14 protein-coding genes, 2 tRNA genes and 1 pseudogene are annotated in these 18,573 nt (G+C 72.1%); 4 read left to right on the top strand and 13 right to left on the bottom strand.

Features of this window, described 5'->3' with window-relative positions; all coding sequences use genetic code 11:
• From K6I34_RS11860 to K6I34_RS11850, 3 genes are all read right to left on the bottom strand, one after another.
• Positions 1–603 (bottom strand): hypothetical protein (locus K6I34_RS11860; protein WP_229325047.1); only part of this gene is annotated, 603 nt, incomplete at its 3' end.
• A gap of 228 nt (positions 604–831) precedes the next feature.
• Positions 832–3,675: a leucine--tRNA ligase gene (gene leuS / locus K6I34_RS11855; protein ID WP_229325045.1), complete on the bottom strand. Its 2,844-nt coding sequence runs from the start codon at positions 3,673–3,675 to the stop codon at positions 832–834.
• Positions 3,676–4,024: 349 nt separating this feature from the next.
• Positions 4,025–5,992 (bottom strand): protease pro-enzyme activation domain-containing protein, encoded by a 1,968-nt coding sequence (locus tag K6I34_RS11850; RefSeq protein ID WP_229325043.1) that lies wholly within the window; start codon positions 5,990–5,992, stop codon positions 4,025–4,027.
• A gap of 454 nt (positions 5,993–6,446) precedes the next feature.
• Between K6I34_RS11850 and K6I34_RS11845 the strand changes: the two genes are divergently transcribed.
• Complete coding sequence (locus K6I34_RS11845) at positions 6,447–7,256, top strand: hypothetical protein (RefSeq protein WP_229325041.1); 810 nt, start codon at positions 6,447–6,449, stop codon at positions 7,254–7,256.
• Complete coding sequence (locus K6I34_RS11840; RefSeq protein ID WP_229325039.1) at positions 7,253–8,776, top strand: NADH-quinone oxidoreductase subunit NuoF family protein; 1,524 nt, start codon at positions 7,253–7,255, stop codon at positions 8,774–8,776. Before K6I34_RS11845 ends, K6I34_RS11840 begins: the two co-directional genes overlap by 4 nt.
• 113 nt (positions 8,777–8,889) lie before the next feature.
• Here the strand turns inward: K6I34_RS11840 and K6I34_RS11835 are convergent.
• A tRNA-Ala gene (locus tag K6I34_RS11835) sits at positions 8,890–8,962 on the bottom strand.
• A gap of 211 nt (positions 8,963–9,173) precedes the next feature.
• Here K6I34_RS11835 and K6I34_RS11830 point away from each other — a divergent pair.
• Positions 9,174–10,418, top strand: a pseudogene (locus K6I34_RS11830) (glycosyltransferase 87 family protein); the annotation flags it as partial.
• A gap of 22 nt (positions 10,419–10,440) precedes the next feature.
• Here K6I34_RS11830 and phsA read toward each other — a convergent pair.
• From phsA to K6I34_RS11785, 9 genes are all read right to left on the bottom strand, one after another.
• Positions 10,441–12,234 (bottom strand): O-aminophenol oxidase PhsA, encoded by a 1,794-nt coding sequence (gene phsA / locus K6I34_RS11825; RefSeq protein WP_308293996.1) that lies wholly within the window; start codon positions 12,232–12,234, stop codon positions 10,441–10,443.
• A 232-nt stretch (positions 12,235–12,466) separates the two neighbouring features.
• Positions 12,467–12,700, bottom strand: coding sequence for a hypothetical protein (locus K6I34_RS11820; protein ID WP_116211774.1), 234 nt, complete (start codon positions 12,698–12,700; stop codon positions 12,467–12,469).
• A 122-nt stretch (positions 12,701–12,822) separates the two neighbouring features.
• Positions 12,823–12,895 (bottom strand) — tRNA-Ala (locus K6I34_RS11815).
• A 157-nt stretch (positions 12,896–13,052) separates the two neighbouring features.
• Positions 13,053–13,730, bottom strand: a complete 678-nt coding sequence (locus tag K6I34_RS11810) for a histidine phosphatase family protein (RefSeq protein ID WP_229325052.1) — start codon at positions 13,728–13,730, stop codon at positions 13,053–13,055.
• Positions 13,727–14,158 carry a ribosome silencing factor gene (gene rsfS, locus K6I34_RS11805; RefSeq protein WP_229325035.1) on the bottom strand — a complete coding sequence of 144 codons (432 nt, stop codon included), beginning with the start codon at positions 14,156–14,158 and terminating at the stop codon, positions 13,727–13,729. The genes K6I34_RS11810 and rsfS overlap by 4 nt, the downstream gene beginning before the upstream one ends.
• A gap of 115 nt (positions 14,159–14,273) precedes the next feature.
• The gene (locus K6I34_RS11800; protein WP_229325033.1) at positions 14,274–15,932 is read right to left on the bottom strand and encodes an LCP family protein; all 1,659 of its coding nucleotides are present in this window, start codon (positions 15,930–15,932) and stop codon (positions 14,274–14,276) included.
• 20 nt (positions 15,933–15,952) lie between these two features.
• Positions 15,953–16,516: a nicotinate-nucleotide adenylyltransferase gene (nadD, locus tag K6I34_RS11795; RefSeq protein WP_229325050.1), complete on the bottom strand. Its 564-nt coding sequence runs from the start codon at positions 16,514–16,516 to the stop codon at positions 15,953–15,955.
• Between the two features lie 292 nt (positions 16,517–16,808).
• Positions 16,809–16,973: a hypothetical protein gene (locus K6I34_RS11790; RefSeq protein ID WP_229325031.1), complete on the bottom strand. Its 165-nt coding sequence runs from the start codon at positions 16,971–16,973 to the stop codon at positions 16,809–16,811.
• 95 nt (positions 16,974–17,068) lie between these two features.
• Positions 17,069–17,239 carry a hypothetical protein gene (locus tag K6I34_RS11785; protein ID WP_229325029.1) on the bottom strand — a complete coding sequence of 57 codons (171 nt, stop codon included), beginning with the start codon at positions 17,237–17,239 and terminating at the stop codon, positions 17,069–17,071.
• Between the two features lie 133 nt (positions 17,240–17,372).
• Between K6I34_RS11785 and K6I34_RS11780 the strand changes: the two genes are divergently transcribed.
• The coding region (locus tag K6I34_RS11780; protein ID WP_238488709.1) for a M48 family metallopeptidase at positions 17,373–18,573 on the top strand (1,201 nt) is incomplete at its 3' end.

Genomic DNA, 18,573 nt, shown 5'->3' with positions numbered 1-18,573 from the left:
GGGCTGCTCCGGGGCGGGGGCGGCGGCGGTGTTCACCGGCTTCTCCGTGGTGTCCTCCGTCGTCGTCCAGTGCCGCAGTGCGCCCGCCTCCATCTGGATCTGGCCGCTCAGGGTCTCCAGGTCGTCGTCGGCGAAGCGCTGGGCGCGGTCCTGTGCGGCCCAGCGGAGCGCGTCCGCGTTGCCCTTGACGCGCTCGGTGCGCTCGCGCAGCTCGGGCAGGCGCTCGGCGACGCGCGTCTTGTCGGGCTCGTTCTCCAGCCGCTTGAGGTCGTCGTCGAGCTCGCGGCCGTGCACGCTGAGGCGCTCGAAGAGGGCCGTCGCCTCGGTGAGGGAGGGGTCCTCCGCGGCGGCGAGGCGCAGCGCGTCCTGGGTGGCGCGCATCGACGTGCGCAGAGCGAGGCGCAGCTCGGCGACCTCGGCCGCCGCGCCGGGCTGGGTGTACTTCATGGCCTTGAGACGGGTGTCCTCGACGGTGCGGCGGGCCTGGCCGACCGTGCGGTCCACGCCGCGCTTGACGGCGCGCACGGTCTTGACCGTGGCGATCACCCCGAGGGTGACGAGGACCGCGAAGACCAGCGCGACGATCACGGCCACGGCTTCCATGAACGCTCCTCAGCGGGTCGGTCGCATGATTCACGAATGTTGACGGATGAAGAACGGGTCCCGTCCGGGCCCGTGCGGCACCCCTCCACCGTAAACGCAAAGGGCAGGTTGGGGGTTCCTTGAGAACCCCCAACCTGCCCGTAGGGGAAATCCCGAAGGCGCTTGCCCTCAGCTTCCCTCAGCCCTCCTCAGGCTCAGGCTCGGCCCTCCTGAGGCTCGGGCTCAGCCTCAGGCCGGGACGATGTTCACCAGCTTCGGCGCCCGCACGATGACCTTGCGGATGCCCGCGCCGCCCAGCGCGGCGACGACCGCCGGGTCGGCCAGGGCGACCCGCTCCAGCTCCTCCTCGGAGATCGACGGGGCGACCTCCAGGCGCGCCTTGACCTTGCCCTTGATCTGGACGACGCACGTCACGGCCTCGTCGACCAGGTAGGCCGGGTCGGCGGCCGGGAAGTCGGCGTGGACGACCGAGCCGGTGCGGCCCAGCTTGCGCCACAGCTCCTCGGCGATGTGCGGGGCGAGCGGGGCGACCAGCAGCACCAGGCCCTCGGCGACGGTCCGCGGGACCTCGCTCAGCTTGGTCACGTGGTTGTTCAGCTCGGTGATCTTGGCGATGGCGGTGTTGAAGCGCAGGTTCGCCAGGTCCTGGCCGACGCCGTCGATGGCCTTGTGCAGGGCGCGCAGGGTCGCCTCGTCGGCCTCGGTGTCGACGACGGTGACCTCGCCGGTGTTCTCGTCCACCACGTTGCGCCACAGGCGCTGCAGCAGGCGGTACTGGCCGACGACGGCACGGGTGTCCCAGGGGCGCGAGACGTCCAGCGGGCCCATCGCCATCTCGTACAGGCGCAGCGTGTCCGCGCCGTACTCCGCGCAGATCTCGTCCGGCGTGACGGCGTTCTTCAGGGACTTGCCCATCTTGCCGAGCAGGCGGCTGACCTTCTCGCCCTGGTAGTAGAACGCGCCGTCGCGCTCCTCGATCTCGGCGGCCGGTACGGCGATGCCGCGGCTGTCGCGGTAGACGTACGCCTGGATCATGCCCTGGTTGTAGAGCTTGTGGAAGGGCTCGTTCGAGGAGATGTGCCCCAGGTCGAAGAGGATCTTGGACCAGAAGCGGGCGTACAGCAGGTGCAGCACCGCGTGCTCGGCACCGCCGACGTACAGGTCGACGCCGCCGTGCGGCTGGCCCTCGCGCGGGCCCATCCAGTACTGCTCGGCGTCGGCCGAGACCAGGCGCTCGTCGTTGTGCGGGTCCAGGTAGCGCAGCTCGTACCAGCAGGAGCCCGCCCAGTTGGGCATGGTGTTGGTCTCGCGGCGGTAGCGCTTGGGGCCGTCGCCCAGGTCCAGGGTGACGTTGACCCAGTCCTCGTTGCGGGAGAGCGGGGTCTCCGGGGAGGTGTCGGCGTCGTCCGGCTCGAAGGTGCGCGGGGAGTAGTCCTCGACCTCCGGCAGCTCCAGCGGGAGCATGGACTCGGGCAGCGGGTGGGCGATGCCCTGCTCGTCGTAGACGATCGGGAAGGGCTCGCCCCAGTAGCGCTGGCGGCTGAACAGCCAGTCGCGCAGGCGGAAGTTGACGGTGCCCTCGCCGATGCCCTGCTCGGTGACCCAGTCGATGGCGGCGCGCTTGGCCTCCGCGACCTCCATGCCGTTCAGGTCGAGCTTGTCGTTGGCGGAGTTGATGGCCGGGCCCTGGCCGGTGTACGCCTCGCCCTCCCAGCCCTCCGGCGGGGCGACGGTGCGCACGACGGGCAGCTCGAAGGCGGTCGCGAACTCCCAGTCGCGCTCGTCCTGGCCGGGGACGGCCATGATGGCGCCGGTGCCGTAGCCCATCAGGACGTAGTCGGCGACGAAGACGGGGATCGGCTCGCCGGTCAGCGGGTTGCGAGCGTACGCGCCGGTGAAGACGCCGGTCTTGTCCTTGCCCTCGGTCTGCCGCTCGACGTCGGTCTTGGCCTGCGCGGCCTTGCGGTAGGCGGCGACGGCGTCGGCCGGGGTGCGAGCGCCGCCGGTCCAGGCCTCCTTGGTGCCCTCGGGCCACGCGGCCGGGACGACGGCGTCGACCAGGTCGTGCTCGGGGGCGAGCACCATGTAGGTGGCGCCGAACAGGGTGTCCGGGCGGGTGGTGAAGACGGTGATCTTCTCGTCGTGGCCGATCACGTCGAAGGAGACGCGGGCGCCCTCGCTGCGGCCGATCCAGTTGCGCTGCTGGAGCTTGATGGCCTCGGGCCAGTCCAGCTCCTCCAGGTCGTCGATCAGGCGGTCCGCGTAGGCGGTGATCCGCATGTTCCACTGGCGCAGCTTGGCCTTGAAGACGGGGAAGTTGCCGCGCTCGGAGCGGCCGTCGGCGGTGACCTCCTCGTTGGCCAGCACGGTGCCCAGGCCGGGGCACCAGTTGACCGGCGCGTCGGAGGCGTACGCCAAGCGGTACTCGCCCAGCACGTCGGCACGCTCGGCGGCCGTCAGCTCGCTCCACGCGCGCGTGCCCGGCACCTGGCGCTCGCCGCGCTCGAACTGCTCCACCAGCCCGGCGATCGGGCGGGCCTTGCGCGCCTCCGGGTCGTACCAGGAGTCGAAGATCTGCAGGAAGATCCACTGGGTCCACTTGTAGTACGCCGGGTCGATCGTCTCGAACGAGCGGCGCTTGTCGTGGCCCAGGCCCAGCCTGCGCAGCTGGGCCTTCATGTTCTCGATGTTGGCCTCGGTGGAGACCCGGGGGTGCGTGCCGGTCTGCACGGCGTACTGCTCGGCGGGCAGGCCGAAGGCGTCGAAGCCCAGGGTGTGCAGGACGTTGTGGCCCGTCATGCGGTGGTAGCGCGCGTAGACGTCGGTGGCGATGTAGCCGAGCGGGTGACCGACGTGCAGGCCCGCACCGGAGGGGTACGGGAACATGTCCATGATGAACTTCTTGGGCCGGGCCACGACCGCGGGGTCGCCCGCCAGGTCACCGCTGGGGTTGGGTGCCGCGTAGGTGCCGTCGGCGTCCCAGACGTCCTGCCAGCGTGCCTCGATGTCAGCGGCCAGCGCGGCCGTGTAGCGGTGCGGGGCCACCTCGGCGGCGGTATTGGTCTCGCTCATCGTCCTCAAAGCTCCATCGATCGTCGTCGTCTCTACCTGCGGTACCTGCGGAAATGAAAAATCCCCTCGCACAGGAGGGGACGCCGCGCCGATACCGACCGGGCTGCCGGTCGGTTTTGATCAGCGCGGCCCGCTAAGCAGAAGGCGTACGGCACGCATGGGGTCAGGTTACCGCAGGGCCCGAAGGGCCCGCACCGGGGTGAACGGTGCGGGCCTCTCTTTATCCGGTGGGCGCCTACTGGCTCGGGGCTGCCCGTCCGTCGGCGGCTGCGGGCCGTCAGCGGTTGCTCGCGCCCGCGCGGCGGAGCCGCACGATGTCACAGCCCCGCGCCCCTGTGGGGCGCCCCCGTCAGTGCCTCTTGCCCGGGATGTACGACGTCACGTACGTATCGGCCGGGGAGCCGACGCCCGTGACGTTGTCGTAGCCGGGGGTCGCCGTCAGGGAGCTGTCGCCGCCGAGGCTGCGCAGCGACGTGGTCGTGCCCGCCTTGTCGTCGACACTGTTGACGAAGTCCACGCGCGCGACCGCGAGGCCCTGGCCCTGGCCCAGCGGGTGGTCGGTCACGTCGTGGTAGGCGGCCGTGCCGTAGCGGTCGTAGATCGCCGGGTTGGCGAAGCCGATCGGCACGCCGTGGCGGGCCTGCTGCGCCAGTGCCTGGACGCCCGCGATCACCGGAGCGGCGAGCGAGGTGCCGCCGATGCGGTACTCGTCGTACTTCTGCGAGCCGTCCGGGAAGGTCTGGGTCTGGCCGACGAGGAAGCCCGTGCTGGAGTCGGCGACGGCCGCGATGTCGGGCTCGACGCGCATCGGCTTGGCGGTGCCGTTGGCCTTGGACAGCGCCTCGGGGACGACCCCGCGCTGGTAGAAGGGCTGCTCGACGGCCGCGCTCGTGCCGCCGCCCGCGCCACCGGTGAAGGTGCCGGGGAAGCCCTCCCAGGTCAGGCCGTCCTTGGACAGGGGCGCCTTGTGCGTGCCCCAGCCGGTCTCCCACAGGTACTTGTCGCCCTTGCCGACGGCGAGCGAGGTGCCGCCGACGGAGGTCACCCACGCGGAGTTCGAGGGGGTGTCGACCATCTTCTTGCCGTGCTTGGCGACGTTGTCGCCGTCGTCACCGGAGGAGAAGTAGAAGCCGATGCCCTCGACCGCGCCCTGCTGGAAGAGCTGGTCGTAGGCGGCCGCGACGTCCGGGGTCTCGTTGGCCTCGACGTCGCCCCAGGAGTTGGAGACGATGTCGGCGAGGCGGCCGTCGACGATCTTGTGCAGGGCGTCGATCAGGTCGTCGTCCTGGCAGGAGGCGCCGGCGACGTAGACGACGTCGGACTCGGGGGCCACCGCGTGGACGGCCTCGATGTCCAGGGTCTCCTCGCCGTACCAGCCGGCCGCGTCGCACTCCTTGGGGCCGGTGTGCGTCCAGTCGGCCGGGAGCACCTGGGAGAACTGGCCCTTGCGCCAGGCGCGGTCGCCGTTGCGCTTGGCGTACTCCGCGATGTCCTTGGCGATGGTCGGCGAGGCGTACGCGTCGGTGATCGCGACGGTGACGCCCTTGCCGGTGAAGTTCTTCGCCCCGTAGGCGGCACGCAGTTGCTTGCCGGTGTAGCCCTTGACGGCGTAGGGCACGTGACCGCCGTAGGCGGACGGCAGGCTGGTGTTGACCTTGGAGCCGTAGTACGTGGAGAACGGCCCGGCGTTGCGGAAGGCGGTGCTCGGGCCGGGCAGGGTCTCGTCGTGGTGGGCGAGACGCGGGGCGTTGTTGAGGCCCACGACCGTCAGGACGGCGCCGTCGAGCGAGGCGGGGACCGTGGCCGCCTTCTCCGGGGCGTGGTACGTCTTCCCGTCCTTGGCGTAGTTGTGCAGCTCGGTGCCGAACGCCTTCTTGGCGGCCGCGGCGTCGCCGCTGACGGTGACGTAGTGCTGGTTGGTGCCGGTCACCCTCAGGCCCGAGGAGGTCAGCCAGGAGGTGACCTTGGCTATCTGCTCCTTGGTCGCGCCGAAGCGCTCCTGCGCCTGCTTCGCGGACAGGTACTTGCCGTAGGACGCCGACTTCGGGTCGGAGACGGCCTGCGCGTAGGAAGCGAGGCCCTTGGCGTCCCGGCCCGCGAGGTAGACGCGGGCGCCGACCCTGTTGGAGTCGGCGACGGTGCCGCGGTCGGCCGACGGCGTGGCCCACAGCGGCTTGGTGCCCTGGAGCGTCTGCCTGCCGTGCGGGTCCGAGTCGGCGTGGGCGGCCGGGATGCCGAGCGCGAGGGCGCCGGCGGCCAGCGGCAGCGATGCCGCCAGGGCCAGCCCTGCGCGGGCTCTGGAGCGGGTCGATCTCATGTAACCCCCTGCGATGCGTTCGTGGTCGCGTACGGCGGTCCTTGCGTGGACGCGCATATACGTCGCGCCACTCTCTCGATGAACCGTTCATCCATGGGGCATGTGTTCGCCAAGATGAGGCCAAGGAAGAGTCAGGGGAAGACCATCAACCGGTCTTTACGCAGGGCACTTTGCCGCCTTCTCGCCGGTGTGCGACATGAAGGCATATGTCGCGAAGGGGCCTGCACTCGAACGGGGCTCCGCCCCGTCAGGGGCGCGGGGCTGTTTCCCTATGCGGCTCCGCCGCGTGGGCGCGACCAGCCGACGACAGCCCGCAGCCGCGCACCGAGCGCAAGAGGCAACCCGACAGGCGCACCTGAAGAACAGACAGACGTTAGCAGCGGAGACCCCCACCGCATCGGGGTTGCGGGAAGCGGACCCCTCGCCCCCGCGAACGTCCCTAGCGTGCTGCGCCATGAATCGCTTCCTCGACCACACCGGTGGCGTCCTCGCGCTGGTCTCGCTCACCGCCACCGTCGTCTGGGGGCTCATCGCCACCGGCCGACTGCTGCTCGGCCCGCGCGCCCGGCTGCTCGCGCAGGCCGTGCACCGGGCGACCGCCGTCTGCGCGCTCGGTTTCCTCCTGACGCACATCGCCGTCAAGGTCGCGGAGGCGCACGCGGCACCCGTCGCCGCCCTGGTGCCCTTCACGTCCGGAGTGCGCGGCGCGGGCGGCCTGATCGGCCTCGGCTCCCTCGCGGCGTACCTGATGGTGCTCGCCGGGGCGACCGGCGCACTGCGGAGCTCTTTCGCGGGGACGAGGGGGAGGAGCCACGCGCGGCGCTGGCGCGTGCTGCACGCCTGCGCGTATCCGGCGTGGTGCGCGGCCGTGCTGCACGGCCTCAACGCGGGCCGCGAACCGGCGGGTTGGGTGACCGTGTGCTACGGCCTGTGTCTCGCCGCGGTGGCCGCCGCGCTCATCTTCCGGTACGTCCGCGTCCGCCGCGGCCGGGCCGCTGCCACCGGACCCGCGACATCCGCAGCACCCGCGACACCCGCGGCTCCCGTACGAACAGCACGAACGGCGCGAACAGCGGCACCCGGCAGGCACGCCGTGTCCTCCGCCGGGACGGCGCCTGCCCCACGCCCCGTCCGTTCCCACGCGTCCGGCGCGCACTCTCCCGCCGCGCTCCTACCCGACCGCCCGCGCGCCCGGTCCGCACCACGGCGGGCCGCCGCGCTCGGCCGGGCCGGCGGGCACGGCGGCGCGGGGCGGGGCCGGTGAGCGCCCCGCTGCCCGACGTGCCCGAGGTACTGGCACTCGGCCTCCCCCGGCTCACGGCGGGCTTCGACACCGCGGCACGGCTGGACCGCAGGGCACACCTGGCCGTGCACGGCTCCGCGCCCCGGCTGACCGAGGCCCAGCTGTCCGGGCTCGCGGAAACCGTCGTGCTGCGCGGCCGGGGCGGCGCGGGCTTCCCGCTCGCCCGGAAGCTGCGGTCCGTGGCACACGCGGCCCGGCGGCGCGGGCTACGGCCCGCCGTGGTCGTCAACGGCTGCGAGGGCGAACCCGCCTGCCGCAAGGACGCCGTCCTGCTCGCCCGCGCCCCGCACCTGGTGCTCGACGGCGCCCTGCTGGCCGCCGAGGCACTCGGCGCGAACACCCTCGTGATCGGGGTGACCCGGACGGCGACCGAGCTGTCCGTACGCGAGGCACTGGCCGAGCGCGGGCTCTCCGACCGGCGCGGCCGGGCCCTGCGCGCACGGGTGGTCCGCCTTCCCGAGCGGCTGGTCTCCGGCGAGTCCTCCGCCCTGCTGCGGGCCGCCGACGGCGGGCTCCCCCTGCCGCCCGGACGCCACGGCAGGGCCGGCGAGGAGGGTCTGGGCGGCGCGCCGACGCTACTGTCCAACACGGAGACGTACGCCCAACTCGCCCTGGCCGCGCACCTGGGCGCCGACCGCTACGCCACCACGGGCTCCCCCGCCGAGCCCGGCACGCTGCTGCTCACCGTCTCCGGCGCGGTGCCCGAGCCCCGGGTCGTCGAGGCGCCGAGCGGGGTGCCGCTGACGTACGTGCTGCGGGCCTGCGGCGCCGATCCCGCGCTCCAGGGGGTGCTGACCGGTGGCTACCACGGGGCGTGGCTGGACGCGGCGACCGCGTGCGGGGCCGCCGTCTCCCACGACGCCCTCGCGGCCTGCGGCGGGGCACTGGGCGCGGGTGCCGTGCTGCCGCTGCCCGCGGACACCTGCCCGCTGGGCGAGACGGTCCGGGTGGCGCACTGGCTGGCCGCCGAGTCGGCCGGGCAGTGCGGGCCCTGCAAGCTCGGCCTGCCGTCGGTGGCCGGGGCGTTGGCGGACGTGGTGGCCGGAGGCGGCCGCGGCGCCCTGGAGGCCGTACGGGAGGCCGCCGGGGCCGTGCGCGGGCGCGGGGCGTGCGGGCATCCGGACGGGGCCGCCCGGTTCACGCTGAGCGCCCTGTCGGCGTTCACCGACGACCTGGCCGCGCACGTCCTGGGCGGCGGCTGCGGGCGCGGCACGGCCGGAGTGCTCCCGCTGCCCCGGCCCGCCGGGGCGGAGGACGGCGGACCGGCGGGCACCGAGCGGCTCGCGGTGGACTGGACGCTGTGCGAGGGCCACGGGCTGTGCGCGGGGCTGCTGCCCGAACTCGTCCGGCTCGGCCCGGACGGCTATCCGGCGCTCGCGGACACCGGGGTGCCCGCGCATCTGCGGGGTCGCGCGCTCCGGGCCGTCCGCCGCTGCCCCGCTCTGGCCCTGCACCTCGACAGGAGCACCGACGAGAGGTGACACGACCGGGCACCGAGCGCTGAGCACCGGCATCGGGCATCGGGCACTGATCCCTGAACCCTGAGCACGACGAAAAGCGGGCCGCCCATTCCGGACGGCCCGCTCATTCACTGTGGAGCTAAGGAGAATTGAACTCCTGACCTCCTGCATGCCATGCAGGCGCTCTACCAACTGAGCTATAGCCCCTTGTTCTGTTGTCCGCCCGGCTTTCCCGACCCTTTCCGGCCCGTTCCCCCTGGCGACATGGATTACCTTACACGGCCTTCCCCCCCATCTGCCAAATCGCTTCCTCTTCGGGGCCCGGGGCGCGCATCAAAGGGGTGCCGACGGGGTAGCGTCGGCCTGCCATGTCCGGTTTGTCGCCCATGCCCCAGCCCACGCCCCGGAGTCGCGCCCTGTGACAGCCCGCCGCGCCGCGCCGGTCGCAGCATCCGCCCGCCTGGCCCTCGCGGCCTCGGCCTGCCTGGCGTCCTTCGCCTGTTTCTGGCTCGCGCAGCGCGCGGCACACGTGTCGATGATCGACCTGCTGGTCTACCGGGCGGAGGGCTGGACCGTACGCACCGGCGGCGACCTCTACGCGATGCGGGCCACCCACGCGCGCCTGCCCACCACCTACCCGCCCTTCGCGGCGTTGCTGTTCACCCCGCTGACGCTGGTCGCCACCGCCCCGCTGCGCACGCTGACGGCCCTGGCCGACCTCGGGCTGCTGCTCGCCCTCGCGCACCTGTCGCTGCGGCTGGCCGGGCGTCCGCCCCGGGCCGCGGTGACGCTGGTCGCCGCCGCGCTGTGCGTGTGGTGCGAGCCGGTGTGGACGACCCTGCGCTACGGACAGGTGAATCTCCTCCTCGCCGTGCTGGTGCTGTGGGACGTGACACGCGCCACCGGCCGGGAAGGGCGCTGGGCGGGCGCGGGCATCGGGATCGCGGCGGGCATCAAGCTCACCCCGGCGCTCTTCGCCGTCTTCCTCGCCATGACCGGCCTGGCCCGGCGCGAGGCCGCCGCCGGCCCGGCGTCGCGCGGCTCCGGGCGGGAGCTGCGGCAGGCCGCCGTCGCGTGCGCGGCCTTCACGGGCACGGCGGCCGTGGGGGCTCTCGTCCTGCCGTACGACTCCTGGCGCTACTGGACGGACATGCTGTTCGCCACCGACCGGGTCGGGCACGCCGAGGACACCGCCGACCAGTCGCTGCGCGGCGTACTGGCCCGGCTGCTGCACACCGGCGATCCGGGCGTCTGGTGGGCCGCCGCGGCGGCCGTGGTGGCCGCTGCGGGGCTGACCGTCGCCGTCCGGGCGCGGCTGTACGGGCCGGAGCCCACCGCGCACGCCTGGGGCGTGCTCGCGTGCGCGGCGACGGCACTGCTCGTGTGCCCTGTCTCGTGGTCGCACCACTGGGTGTGGTGCGTGCCCATGGTGCTGCTGCTCGCCACGGAGGCCGTACGCGCGACGGGCCGCCGCGGTGCCGCGTGGTGGATGGCCACCGTGGCCTGCGGCGCGCTGTTCTGCTCGTACGCGCTGTGGCTGGTGCCCCACGGGCCGCGGGGACGGCTCGAACTCCACCAGAACGGCGGCCAGATGCTGCTCTCGGCGTGCTATCCGGCCGCCGCTGTGGCGTTCCTGTTGCTGGCTCACGCCAGGACATCGCGTCCCGGGGCGTCAGTACCCGCGGTCAGTGACCTCCATGGTGGTCGCCGCCGTCGCCGTGGTGGAACGCCATCACCTCCTCCGGCATCACCACGAACGGGCGCATCATCCCCATGTCCTCGTGTTCCAGCAGATGGCAGTGGTACATGAAGCGGCCCTTCGCGCCGTGGAAGCGGCCGATGACGTTGACCATCTGCCCGGCGGGCACCTGGATGACGTCCTTCCAGCCCGCGTCGCTGTCCGACACCGGCGCCTGGCCGGTGTGCTCCAGCGGGGCGCGGGTGCCGCCCAGTGTCTGGTCGAAGGAGCCGCCCGGGCCCACCGTGTAGAGCTCCCTGCCCAGGACCTGAAAATCGATCAGGTGGATGTGCATGGGGTGCGTCGGCCCGCCCAGGTTGAGGAAGCTCCACTGCTCCCAGCTGTCGTGGCCGACCATGAAGCCGAGCGTGTCGTCGAAGAGCCGGGCACCCCTGCGGTACGTGCGCACAGTGCCGTCCGGTGCCTTGAGCTGGATCACGCCCTCGCTCGGGATCTGCACCTCCGCCGGGTCGACCTGATGCATCTCCCACAGCGCCGGATGGCCGTTCCCCGCGGTCCCCGGCGGGGTGAGCGCGATCAGCCGGTGGCCGTGCTTCGGCGCTGTCTCGTGGGTGATGCGCTGGAAGGAGCTGGAGATGACCTCCGGCAGCACGAACCGGTCGTGCTCCGGGTCCTCGCCCACCCGGAACTGCATCACCTGCGGATAACGCGCCCCGGGCGCCGCGTTGACCAGCCGGAGGCGGCGCCCGCGCAGCCTGCCGAAGTCGACGAGCAGGTCGATCCGCTCGGCGGGCGCCACGGGCAGCGGCTCGTCCAGCGGCACCGGGCGGGGCAGCAGCCCGCCGTCCGTGCCGATCTGCCAGACCGCCCCGCGCACCGGCTCGCCCGTGACGTCGTCGACCAGACGGAACTGGAAGATACGGGCGTTGGCGGCGTTGAGGAGCCGGAAGCGGTACCAGCGGGCCTCGACGTCCAGGTGCGGCCAGATGACCCCGTTGACGAGCGTGTACGGGCCGAGGAACGCCTTGGCGACGTTCTTGCCCTGCGCGTCCTGCGTGGCGATCTCCGTCTTGTGCAGCAGCCGTCCGGTGAGGCGGCCGTCCTCGTCCTGGTCGAGGTTGCGGTCCTGGACGATCAGCGGGATCTCGTACTCGTCGCCCGGCAGCCGGAGCGCGTCCTCCTCCGCGTCCCGGACGAGGTACATCCCGGCGAGGCCGGTGTAGACGTTCCAGCGGGTGATGTCCATCGCGTGGTCGTGGTACCACCAGGCGACCGCACGGTGGTCGTTGGGGTATTCGGCGAGCTGGCTGTCGCCCGGCGAGACGGCGTTCTCCGTCCAGCCGTCGTTGCCGCCCCCGGTGGGGGCGCCGTGCAGGTGCGTCACCGTCCACGGCGGCAGCGCGGCCACCTCGGGCAGCGGCACGGCACCGCTGCGGCCCGGCACGTCACTGGGCGCGGGCGCGCCCGGTACGGGATTCGCCTCCACGGCGGTGACGGGATAGTCGCCACTGATCCGGTTGGTCCAGGCGACCCGCAACCTGTGGCCGCGGCGGACCTCGATGGTCGGCCCCGGGAAGTGGCCCTCGTAGGCCCAGACCCGGGTGGGCGGCAGCTGCGAGTGCAGCCGGACCCAGGTGGCGGTCAGGTCGATCTCGATGCCCGCGAGTGCTTCCTCGCGGTCGGGCCGCAGCAGGGGCGGCACGCGCAGGGCGTCGACGAAGGGTGTGAGTTCGGCTGCGGCTTCCTGCTTGAGGGCAGGGCTGATCGTGGTCTCGGTCACGTGGTGACCTCCATGCTTCCCCCGTGCCGCCGGCCGTTTCCGGCGGCAGCTCTCACCCCTCAGGACGCGCGCCGTCGCGGCCGGGGTTGCTCGCGGCGCGGGAATTCACTCCGTCGTGCGGGAGGGAGCGCGGTGGAGGAAAGCGCTCCGTGTCAGCCCCGGGCTCGGCTCCGGGCCGGCTCCGGTCGGCTCCGCGTCAGGCCGCGCGAATGCTTCAGGCCGTACGAATGCGTCAGGCCGTGGCGAAGGAGTAGAAGCGCTTCAGGGTGCAGTGCTCGTCGAGCAACCGGCCGTAGATGGGCTCGCCTTCGAGCTCGCGGTAGGTCTCGATGGGGTCGCCTTTTATGATCAGCGCCCGTGCGCACTCCACGCACCAGTACTGGTAGGAGGAGTTGAGCGGTTCCATGTCGCGCACGATGGGCGTTCCGCTGCCGCACCAGTCGCACTTCCGGCTGTGTGCACCCATGGGTCAGCCGATCCCTCCCCTTTGGCCCCGTCCGCTCCCGCCGTCCGATTCTGCCACGGCCTGACGGGGGAACAGCAACGATCCCGCCCTTCCGGTAAGGAAGGACGGGATCGTTCCGACTGTGGAGCTAAGGAGAATTGAACTCCTGACCTCCTGCATGCCATGCAGGCGCTCTACCAACTGAGCTATAGCCCCGCTGTTCTCGGCTCCCCGGAGGTTTCCCTCCGCGTTCCCCGCGAACAAGAAGAACTTTAGCCTGTGACCTGCCCGGATGTGAAATCGGGCCACTGGCGGCCCACGGAGGCAGTCGTCCCGGGTGGTCCCAGGGGATCCCGGGTGGTCTCAGGCTGCCTCAGGCGTCGTCGCCGAGGACCGGCTCCGGCAGCGTGCCCGCGTTGTGCTCCAGCAGGCGCCAGCCGCGGGCGCCCTCGCCGAGCACGGACCAGCAGCAGTTGGAGAGGCCGCCGAGCGCCTCCCAGGAGGCCGGTGCCAGGCCGAGCAGCCTGCCGATGGTCGTACGGATCGTGCCGCCGTGGCTGACCACGACGAGCGTGCCGCCGTCCGGCAGCTTGTCGGCCTGGTCGAGGACGACCGGGGCGGCCCGGTCGGCGACCTCGGTCTCCAGCTCGCCGCCCCCGCGCCGCACCGGCTCGCCGCGCTTCCACGCGGCGTACTGCTCGCCGTAGCGCTCCATGATCTCGGCGTGGGTGAGGCCCTGCCAGACACCCGCGTAGGTCTCGCGCAGGGCGGCGTCGTGGGAGACCGGGAGGCCGGTGACGGCCGAGAGCTCGGCGGCGGTCGCCCTGGCGCGCCGGAGGTCCGACGCGACGATCGCGTCCGGCCGCAGCGCGGCCAGCAGCCGGGCGGACCGGCGCGCCTGGGCGACGCCGGTGCCGGTCAGCTCGATATCCGTGGAGCCCTGGAAACGGCGCTCCAGGTTCCACGCGGTCTGGCCGTGCCGCCAGAGGACGATGCGCCGCCCCCGGTCGGCCACGGCGTCCGCGTCCGTACCGCCCGTGCCGCCGCTCAGCTCAGCTCACCGTCCAGGCCGGGCTGCCCGGCCTCGTGCTCGGCGGCCTTGCCGCGGGTGGCGACGGCGTCGGCGGGCAGCTCGATCTCCGGGCAGTCCTTCCACAGCCGCTCCAGAGCGTAGAAGACGCGCTCCTCGCTGTGCTGCACGTGGACGACGATGTCGACGTAGTCGAGCAGCACCCAGCGGGCGTCGCGGTCGCCCTCACGGCGCACCGGCTTGGCGCCGAGCTCCTTGAGCAGCCGCTCCTCGATCTCGTCGACGATCGACTTGACCTGGCGGTCGTTGGGGGCCGAAGCCAGCAGGAAGGCGTCGGTGATCGACAGCACGTCGCTGACGTCGTACGCGATCACGTCGTGCGCGAGCTTGTCTGCGGCCGCCTGCGCGGCGGCCTTGATGAGCTCGATGGAGCGGTCCGTGGCGGTCACAAGCCATGCTTTCGTAAAGGGGTCAGTACTACGCCCCAAGGGTCTCATGGCCGGCACGCGACTCTCCCTGCCTTTTCCGGGCACACGGGGCGGCGCCCGGAAAAGGCGGGCCGCGTCAGCTCTTGTAGTCCTTGCCCAGGACCACGGTCACGTCCGCGTTGCCCGCGCCCTTACCCTTCTTCACCGCGCTGTCCGGGAGCCCCAGCGTCTTGGCGACCTCCTTGGCGTCGGCGGCCCGCCGGTCGTCCTCGTAGGTCACCGCGGACGTGGCCTCCGCCGTGCCCGCGGTGCCCGCGTCGACGACGGTGTAGCCGCCGTTCACGAGCGTGACCTGGGCCGAGCCGGAGGCGGGCTTGCCTCCTGTGGCGTTCTTCACGCTCACCCGGGGAGTCGTGTTCTTGCCGGTGTTCTTCACCGTGCCGCCCAGGACGTCCTTGACGACCTTGTCGGTCGCCTGCGCGCCGAGCGTCCCGTCGGACTGCACGGGCAGCGCGGTGGTGTCGTACGAGCCCTTCTTGGCGAGCGTCGCGAGGTGGGCCAGGGACGCGCCGAGCTGCTCGACGGGGAGCGAGGGGTCGGGGATCTGGGCGAGGGACTCCACGGTGCGCGTGGCGCCCGCGGGATCGCCGGAGAGCTTCTTCAGCACCGCCTGCATGACCTGGCCGAAGCGCGCCAGTTGCCTGTCGGGGGCCTCGTCCGTCGCCCGGTACGTGGCGTACGCCACGGCCATCCGGCCGCCCAGGTTCTGCTGCGAGCCCTTGCGCACCACAGGGCTGTCGCCGGGCTTCGCGTCGGGGACGTCGGTGTCCGTGTCGACGGCGATCCCGCCGACCAGCTCGACCAGGTTCTCCAGGTACGGGGTGTCCAGCCGCCAGCTGCCCTTGATGTCGGCGCCCAGGAGGGTGCCGAGGGCGTCCCGGGTCGCGCCGGTGCCCTCGTCCTGGACGGACTTGGCGAGCGTGGTGGAGCCGCCGCCGTCCTTGGCGACGGCCAGGGCGTTGGGCAGCAGGACCGTCGTGCCCTTGCCGGTGGTCTCGTTGTCGACCAGCAGGGCGGTGGAGCTGCCGCCGCCCTGGGTCTGCCGCAGGTGCACGACGATCACGTCGCGCTTCTGCGCGCCGCCCGCCGCGGTCCTGCCCTTCTTGCCGCCCGAGCCGGACAGCCACAGGTAGGCGCCCACGCCGCCCAGGACGAGCACCAGGGCCACGACGAGCACGACGACACGGTTGCGGCCCTTGCGCTTGCGTTCGTCACGCCGCTCGGTGCGGCTCTCGCTGAACTTGAGCCAGTCGATGACGTCCTCGGAGTCGCCGTCCGGCTCCTCGATGAACGAGAACTGCTCGGTGCGGTAGTCCGGGGCGGGCGCCTGCTGCGGCACCTTGTGCTGCTCGGGACCGGGGTGCTCCTCCGGCGCCACGTGGGTCTCGTGGCCGGGTGCGCCGGCCTGTCGCGGGATCCACTCCTGCTGCTGGGTCTGCTGCGCTTGCTGCTGAGTCTGCTGCTGGGACTGCTGCTGGGGGTCGTAGTACTGCTCGTGGCCCTGCTGCGGCTGTGCGGCCTGGCCGTACGGGTCGTAACCGCCGCCCTGGGCCTCGTAGCCGTACCCCTGCTGCTGCGCGGGTGCCACCGGCTGCTGCACCGGCTGTCCGTACTGGTCGTACACGCGCTCCGGGGCGTCCGGCCGGTACACCGGCTGCCCATAGGCGTCATAGCCGTACACCTGCGGCTGCTGGGCGTACGGGTCCTGCGCGTACGGGTCCTGTCGGTCGTTCACCGGTGCCCCTCACGTGCCCTTCAGTGCCGGTACAGCTTGCGCTTGTCGATGTAGCGCACCACACCATCGGGGACCAGGTACCAGACCGGGTCGCCCTGCGCCACGCGGAGGCGGCAGTCGGAGGAGGAGATGGCCAGCGCGGGGACCTCGACGAGCGAGACGCCGCCCTCGGGCAGGCCGGGGTTGGCCAGTATGTGGCCCGGCCGGGTCACGCCGATGAAGTGGGCCAGCGAGAACAGTTCCTCGGTGTCCCGCCAGGTGAGGATCTGCTCCAGCGCGTCGGCGCCGGTGATGAAGAACAGGTCCGCGTCGTCGTTGAGCGCACGCAGCTCGCGGAGGGTGTCGGTGGTGTAGGTGGGGCCGCCGCGGTCGATGTCGATGCGGCTGACCGAGAACTGCGGGTTGGAGGCGGTGGCGATCACCGTCATCAGGTAGCGGTCCTCGGCGGGCGACACCTCGCGGTGGCTCTTCTGCCACGGCTGCCCGGTCGGCACGAAGACCACCTCGTCGAGATGGAACCGCGCTGCCACCTCGCTGGCGGCGACCAGGTGGCCGTGGTGGACCGGGTCGAACGTCCCGCCCATCACTCCGAGCCGCCGCTTCACGGGCCCTGTCTGCTCTCCCACCACGCTCTCCTCGTTAAGGCCCCGCTACCGAAGCAGGGAAGGAAGCACATCCTTTCGCCCTCGGAGCCGCAAGGCAGAGTAGTACCCTCAGGCCCTGCCCAGCGCAGCGGTCAGGGCTTGGCCGTCATGAGGCTCGGCAGAGCCGAGTGAGAAGCCGCCCCCTTCGTGGGTGGAGGAGTCACGCGTGCAGACCCTACTGAGGGCACACTGCAACGCGACCGCTGATCCGGCCGCCTCGGGGACGACCGGATCAGCGGTCGCGGTTGAAGCGGGTCGTGACCCACAGGAGCAGCAGCAGGATGACCAGGGCGGCACCGCCGGTCATGTAGGGGCTGAGGCTCGAGTGGGTGTCCACGTGCTCGCCCTCGGAGGCGAGGGAGACCAGGGCGGTGTGGGCTGAGGCGATAGCGCTCATAGTCGGCAGGACCTATCCGGAACGTTGGTTACGGGCAGAGATTTCTGCCACATCGTATGCGGGGGGCGTGGGCGCGCTCACGCCGACTCCACAGGTCAGTCCTTCTTGCCGTACCCGCGCAGCAGGAACCAGGCGAGGAAGACGATGCCGACGACACCGACGACCAGGACCGTGCGGATGAGGTTTCCGGGCCCCTGGTCGCTGCTGGAGACGGCGAGCAGGTCGGTGGAACCGGGGAGCGCGGCGAGCGCGTGCATGTCGGGCATGCCTCCACGGTAGCCATGCCGACGCCGGCGCCTGCTGCGGGGCCCGGTGTGGGCCTAGGGTGGGCCCAGGGAGGCAGCGTCCGGGTCGGACGGCCGGGGGACGGGTCCTGATCAGCCCACTGAGGGGGTCGCGATGAGTGACGGCAACGGCGGCGACGGCGAGCGTTTCTCCGCGGGCGGAGGCGCGGACGGAAGCGCGGGCGGAAGCGCAGGCGGAGGCCACGAGCGGGTGCCCGGCAGGCAGCGGAAACGGTTCCCGGAGATCTCCTCGCGCGCGTACGAGCATCCGGCGGACCGTTCCGCCCTGGTGGCCCTGCGCAAGCTGACCGGTTTCGACACGGTCTTCAAGGCGCTGAGCGGCCTGCTGCCGGAGCGCAGCCTGCGGCTGCTGTTCCTGTCGGACTCGGTGCGCGTGAGCGAGCAGCAGTTCCCGCACCTGCACGAGATGCTGCTGGACGCGTGCGCGATCCTGGACCTGCCGAAGGTCCCGCCGATGTACGTGACGCAGGACCCGCAGCCGAACGCGATGTGCATCGGCCTGGACGAGCCGATCATCGTGGTGACCACCGGCCTCGTCGAGCTGCTGGACGAGGAGGAGATGCGGGCGGTCGTCGGCCACGAGGTCGGCCACGCGCTCTCGGGTCACGCGGTCTACCGGACGATATTGCTCTTCCTCACCAACGTCGCGCTCAAGATCGCCTGGATTCCGCTGGGCAACATCGCGGTGATGGCCATCGTGACGGCACTACGCGAGTGGTTCCGCAAGTCGGAGCTGTCGGCGGACCGGGCCGGGCTGCTGGTGGGCCAGGACCTCCAGGCATCGATGCGCGGCCTGATGAAGATCGCGGGCGGCAACCACCTGCACGAGATGAACGTGGACGCGTTCCTCGCGCAGGCCGAGGAGTACGAGGCGGGCGGCGACCTGCGCGACTCCGTACTGAAGATCATGAACGTGCTGCCGCGGTCGCACCCCTTCACGACCGTGCGGGCGGCCGAGCTCAAGCGGTGGGCGGAGAGCCGCGACCACCAGCGGATCATGGACGGCCACTACCCGCGGCGCTCGGAGGACAAGGACACGTCGGTGAGCGACTCCTTCCGGGAGTCCGCGAGCCACTACGTGGAGTCCGTGCGGGCCAGCAAGGATCCGCTGATGGGCCTGGTGCGGGACATCGCGGGCGGGGCGAGCGGGCTGGGCGGGAAGCTGCGCGAGACGTTCGGCGGGCGGGGTGGTCCCGCCTCGCCGTCAGGGAAGCCCGGGGAGGGCCCCGGGGCCCCCGAGGACGGCTCTGGTGGGGCCCAGAGTGGCCCCGGGAAGGCCCAGGGTGGCCCTGGAG

Source organism: Streptomyces sp. UNOC14_S4, from assembly GCF_020740835.1.
Classification (GTDB): domain Bacteria; phylum Actinomycetota; class Actinomycetes; order Streptomycetales; family Streptomycetaceae; genus Streptomyces.
The sequence above is the reverse complement of the archived record's forward strand: the minus strand, read 5'-3'. Positions and strand labels throughout refer to the sequence as shown.

Coding starts and splice junctions, on each gene's coding strand:
- K6I34_RS11785 (WP_229325029.1), bottom strand. CDS start 17,239: ATGCCCGACATGCACGCGCTCGCCGCGCTCCCCGGTTCCACCGACCTG.
- K6I34_RS11820 (WP_116211774.1), bottom strand. CDS start 12,700: ATGGGTGCACACAGCCGGAAGTGCGACTGGTGCGGCAGCGGAACGCCC.
- nadD (WP_229325050.1), bottom strand. CDS start 16,516: ATGGGCGGGACGTTCGACCCGGTCCACCACGGCCACCTGGTCGCCGCC.
- leuS (WP_229325045.1), bottom strand. CDS start 3,675: ATGAGCGAGACCAATACCGCCGCCGAGGTGGCCCCGCACCGCTACACG.
- K6I34_RS11845 (WP_229325041.1), top strand. CDS start 6,447: ATGAATCGCTTCCTCGACCACACCGGTGGCGTCCTCGCGCTGGTCTCG.
- K6I34_RS11790 (WP_229325031.1), bottom strand. CDS start 16,973: ATGAGCGCTATCGCCTCAGCCCACACCGCCCTGGTCTCCCTCGCCTCC.
- K6I34_RS11850 (WP_229325043.1), bottom strand. CDS start 5,992: ATGAGATCGACCCGCTCCAGAGCCCGCGCAGGGCTGGCCCTGGCGGCA.